Below are 4,772 nucleotides of genomic sequence, written 5' to 3'. Positions count from 1 at the left end.
CGCGGTGCCGGGGTGCGGACGGGTGTGGATGCCGGCGGTGGCTGCGGGTGCCTGGTGACGATCCCTCGTGCGTGCTCGTCGGCGCATGTTTTCGTGCGCGACGCTTCCCGCGATGTCGGTGTCCCGAGGCGCTGTCGCACCCGTCGAAGGAGCAGTCGTGGAGCATCCCGTGGCCGTAGTCCTCGCCGCCCCCGCCTCGATGGCCCGGTGCCCGGTCGGCCCGGGGGGAGCCGGCGCCGCGCCGTCGTGCGGTGCCGCGCCGTCGTGGTAGCCGATCGTTCGGACGGGCGGGAGTACCGCGCGGATTTCCGGCTGGGAATCTTCTTCGCGGTCCTGATGCTCGCCATGGGCGCTCTGGTCACCGTGGGGATGGCCGCGGAGCAGGGCTGGTTCTCGGTCGGGCCGCTGGGGATGGGAGTGTTCTTCGGGCTGTCGTCGGTGGGGGTTTTCCGCCTGTACGCGGTCAGAGCGACGATCGTCGACCGGGATGGTGTGACGATTCGAGGGGTGTTCCGTACCCGCGTGGTGGCCTGGCCGGACGTGCAGGGCATCGAGATCGAGGGGACGCGCGGGGGATTGGACGACCAGCCGACGCAGGTGGTCGTGCTGTACGACTCGATGGGGCGGCGATACGACCTTCCCAATCTGAACGATGTCGAGACGACGAACCCGAGCCGTGAGGTGCACGCCATCCGGGACGTGTGGGTGCGGCGGCGAGGCGGGCACTGGGTTCCCGTCGCCGAGGTGGTGGCCAGGATCGCGGGTGACCGTCGGGACACGCGGTAGGTGTGAGCCGATCCGTCGGTGGTGACGGGGCCGACTCGGATGCCACCGGGACGATGCAGGCAACACCCCGGTAGGGGCTTGGTGGTTCGGTTCCACTCGGGCGGCCTCGCCGGGCCCGGCATGGGGGGCGCCGCGGCCGCGAGGCAGGTGCTCGCGGTCCGCGGCGTGCGGTCGTCAGGCGTCGCGCATCCAGTGGCCGTCCGTGGCCCAGCCGACGAAGCGTCGGACGTTCGGTACCGCCGGGTCGTCCAGGCTGCCGCCCGTGAACACATGGCGCAGGCCCGCCAGTACCGGTGCCAGGCGGCGCGCCGTGTGCTCCGGCCGCCGGGCCGTCTCCTGCGCCATCCACGCGATCACCGCGAACTGGTCCTCCACCCCGCACAGGGACAGGAAGAACAGCGTCTGCCGCCATGCGTACGCGGCGTCCTTGACCGTGCCGAGCGTGCGCGTGTTCCCGGCGATCTGCTGCACCAGCCGGCACACCGTGCGGTACGCGCCCCGTGCCGGCTCCGCCCAGCCCTCGGCCGGCTCCACTCCGATGGGGTGCACCAGCGCGGCGAGGTTGTGCGTGGTGAGGATCTGCGCCTGCTCGATGACCGTCCCGTTCGCGGCGATCGACCAGCGGTTGCGGGGGTCGGTGCCGGCCCGCTCCCGGCACAGCGCGGCGAAGTCGGCCGAGGTGTTCGCGGCGAGCCCGCGCTTGCGCTTGACGTCGTCGATCCCCCGAATCATGGCGTAGTCGATGTCGTAGTACCGCGCGTACAGCGACCCTTCGAGCAGTTCCGCGGCGCTCTGCGCGGCGCGCAGGAACTTCGCGGAGAACGTGCCCATGAAGATGTCCGCCGCGAGTTCCTCGGTGAACACCGCCCCGACCTTGGCCTGCCGCGCCAGCGAACCGAGCTCCTGGAGCAGCGGGTTCGGCACGATCGTGCCCGGGAAGGCGCGCACCGTCAGCGTGCCCAGCTCGACCAGCGCCTCGTGCGCGTTCCCCGCGGTGTCGGTCGACACCCGCCGGTAGGCGGACACCGCCTGCACCCACGGCAACTCCTCCAGCCGCACCTGGTGCTCCAGGTTGAGCAGCAGCAGCGACCGACGCTCGGCGAACGCCCCGTACTCCGCGGTCATCAGCGTGCGCAGTGCCGGGTCGTGGTACGCCAACGCGGTCGTCGCGGCGACCAGTTGCGGGACCAGCTCGGCCAACACCTCGGCCGACGGCACGATGCCGCGCTCGACCAGCGTCGCGACGGGCGCGCTGAGCGCCCGCTCGACCGGGTGACGCAGGCCGTCCGGAATCGGGCTGCCGGCGCGCACGCCGGTGCGGGCGGCTTCCTCGTCGGTCACCGGTACGAGCAGCCACGCGGTGTCGGGCAGGCCCGCGTCGTCGCGCAGGTTCGCCAACCGGGTGATCAGGACGCGCGCCAACTCGTGGAGCGTCGCGGTCGACGCGTCCGCGGCCTGACGGGCCCGCAGTTCGGTGTGCGTCGGCGAACCGGGCGCGCCGCGCTTGGCGACCATCGAGTCGACGGCGTGCCGGAGCAGGCCGGGACGGGCCGCCGCACGCGCACGCACGTCGGCGCGGGGTCCGGCGGCGCGGGCGGCGCGGGCGGCGCGGGCGGCCGAGATGCGAGTGCCGGCGCCGCGAACGTCACCGGCCGGCGGGTCGCCGAGTGCCTCGGCCAGGGCCGCCAGCAGGATCGCGGAGTTCTCCCTCGGGTTGCGGTGCTTGCCGCACAACGTGTGCCGCATCGCCAAACGCCGGTGGCGCTCCAGGAGTTCGCGGCCGCGCTCGGTCCAGCCCGCCGGTCGGACCGCGCCGAGCCGGCCGTCCTCGACGGTCTCCAGCCAGTGCGCGAGCAGCTGGTCGGCGAACGGGTTCCACACGGTCAGCGCCTCGTTCATCGCCTCGACCGCGGGCTTGGGCCGCCGCGCGCCGAGGGTGGTCCGCAACGAGCCCACGGACTCGCGGTGCACGGCGGAACCGTCGGGCACCACCGTGTCGGCGGCGCGCGGCAGGAAGCGGAGGCGGTCCGCGTACGGCGTGATCTCGTCGAGCAGCGTGAGCGCCGCGAAGCGGTCCCCGGCACGCAGCAGCCACGCGATGGTGAGCAGCGCGGCCTCCTCGGGCACCGCGACGTGATACCGGCCGCTGTCGAGCAGCGTGTGCAGCTCGGCCATGCCCGCGTCGGTGAGGAAGTACCGGAACAACGCGAGCCGATCGCCGGCCCGCAGTCCGGCGCGGGCGGCGGCCTCGGCCTCGTGCTGGGTCCACGGCCCGCCGGCCGCGGCGTCGCCGGTGGCGAACCCGCCGCGCACGACCTCCGGGGTGACCCACGCGGGAAGCCCACGCACGGGTGTGCGCGAGCCGATGGTCAACGAGCCGTCGGCCATGCCGCGAGCGACCTGCGTCCAGCGGTGCACGCGCTCTTCGGCGCGACGCCGGGTCGCCTCGCTCTCGTGGGACGTGGCGGTGTGGAAGGCCTTGGCCAACTGCCAATCCGCATAACCGGGGCTGGGGACGGGTCGCACGTGAATCTCGTTCATGCCGACGTGGCGGGCCCTGCCCCCGCGCCCTCCGGGTTGAGAGCCCGGTGCTCCACTGACTGAGCCACACGTCGTGGTCGGTGGGTCGGTGCGGTCCGCACGAGAGGAACCGCCCCGCTCCGTGCGGGTGTTCGGCCGGAACCCTCTCGGTCGAACCCCACGCCCGCCGCATTCCGATGTCGCCAACGTGGCGGGTTCCGCCCCCGCGCCCTCCGGGTCCCAAGCCCGGTGCTCCACTGGCTGAGCTACACGTTGTGGTGTGTCGGCGATGGGCTGCCGACCTGGGACGACACTAGGACGGAAGCCGCCACCGGGGCAACGGAGTTACCACACGGTGCGCAAGGGGCGCGACGTCGGCGCCGGCCGCCGGCGTCAGGCGACCAGAGTGGCGATGCCTCCGCCGAGCACGCCCATGACGACGATCAATGGGCTGCCCTTGAGGGCGGCGACCAGGTGGAACCGCAGGTCGCGGTATTCGCTCATGCCCTCGGTGCCGGGAAGGGTCAGCAGGCGAGGACGCAGGCCCGCGAAGACGATCCAGTCGAGAACGACCAGGTCCCAGACCGTCAGCGTGGTGAAGACCAGGGCCGCGCAGGTGGCGGCGGGCAGGAATCGCAGGCCGTCGTCCAGCGCGCCGTCCAGGCCGACCATTGCCGCGATCAGCAGGGGCAGGGCGCAGCAGGCCCAGATGAAGATGCCGACGAGTACCGCCACTCGGCGGCCTCGGCGGCTCTTGGGCCTGCCGTAGCGCGCTCGGATCGTGGGCGGATAGTCGTTCAACAGGAAGTCCCTGCTCATCGCCGCGCCGGCGAACACCGCGGCGGTGAACAGCACGCCGAGTGCGAGTCCGTAGCCCACGCCGTACCCAAGGACCGCCGACCACTGCACGCCAACCTCCCGAATGTTTCCCGACTTCCGTCGGGGTCACTCAACCCGGTCTCCACCCTTAAAGTCAACGAGCTGTGAAGTTCAAGGATCGCTACGATGCTGCCGTGACCACAGCAGACGGTGCCGAGGCGGTCGGCGCGGCGCGGCGCGAGCAGGCCGCCGGAAGCCGCAGGCGTCCGGAGTTCCGCAACGGGCGGCCCACCCTGACCAGGGAGCGAATCGCCCGGGCGGCCCTGGAGATCCTGGGCGAGGCGGGCCCGACGGACCTGACGATGCGGGCCGTCGGCGCCCGCCTGGGTGTGTCGCCGCGGGCCCTGTACAACTACGTGGCCGATCGGCGTGACCTGCTCCGCGAGATCGTCGACGTCTGTCGGCGGGACCGGCCGCAGCCCCGGTTGCACGTCGACCGTTGGCAGGAGAGCCTGCGGGCCTATTGCCGGGACCTGCGCGCCTGGTACCGCGCCCACCCGGGCATGTTGGCGCTCGCCCGCGCCGAGGACCTGACCTCGTTCGCGTCCGCCGACCTGTTGCGGCCCGACGACGTACTCGTGGGGTTC

The 4,772-nt window shown here is 72.7% G+C and carries 4 protein-coding genes and 2 tRNA genes; 2 read left to right on the top strand and 4 right to left on the bottom strand.

The window, feature by feature from the left end; translation table 11 throughout:
- The first annotated feature begins 264 nt into the window (after positions 1-264).
- Positions 265-786 carry a PH domain-containing protein gene (locus ACFXMF_RS46860; RefSeq protein WP_360323671.1) on the top strand — a complete coding sequence of 174 codons (522 nt, stop codon included), beginning with the start codon at positions 265-267 and terminating at the stop codon, positions 784-786.
- A gap of 174 nt (positions 787-960) precedes the next feature.
- Here the strand turns inward: ACFXMF_RS46860 and ACFXMF_RS46855 are convergent, their stop codons facing one another.
- The 4 genes from ACFXMF_RS46855 to ACFXMF_RS46840 all read right to left on the bottom strand — a co-directional run bounded on the left by ACFXMF_RS46855 (position 961) and on the right by ACFXMF_RS46840 (position 4,215).
- On the bottom strand, positions 961-3,327 hold the full coding sequence (locus tag ACFXMF_RS46855; RefSeq protein ID WP_380017654.1) for a hypothetical protein: 2,367 nt from the start codon (positions 3,325-3,327) through the stop codon (positions 961-963).
- Between the two features lies 1 nt (position 3,328).
- Positions 3,329-3,401, bottom strand: a tRNA-Glu gene (locus ACFXMF_RS46850).
- 108 nt (positions 3,402-3,509) lie between these two features.
- A tRNA-Pro gene (locus ACFXMF_RS46845) sits at positions 3,510-3,582 on the bottom strand.
- 117 nt (positions 3,583-3,699) lie between these two features.
- Positions 3,700-4,215: a hypothetical protein gene (locus ACFXMF_RS46840; protein ID WP_379990472.1), complete on the bottom strand. Its 516-nt coding sequence runs from the start codon at positions 4,213-4,215 to the stop codon at positions 3,700-3,702.
- Between the two features lie 104 nt (positions 4,216-4,319).
- Here ACFXMF_RS46840 and ACFXMF_RS46835 point away from each other — a divergent pair.
- A partial coding sequence (locus ACFXMF_RS46835; protein WP_380021282.1) for a TetR/AcrR family transcriptional regulator occupies positions 4,320-4,772 on the top strand: 453 nt, incomplete at its 3' end.

Source organism: Embleya sp. NPDC059213 (genome assembly GCF_042754445.1).
In the GTDB taxonomy this organism is placed as follows: Bacteria; Actinomycetota; Actinomycetes; order Streptomycetales; family Streptomycetaceae; genus Embleya.
The sequence above is the reverse complement of the archived record's forward strand: the minus strand, read 5'-3'. Positions and strand labels throughout refer to the sequence as shown.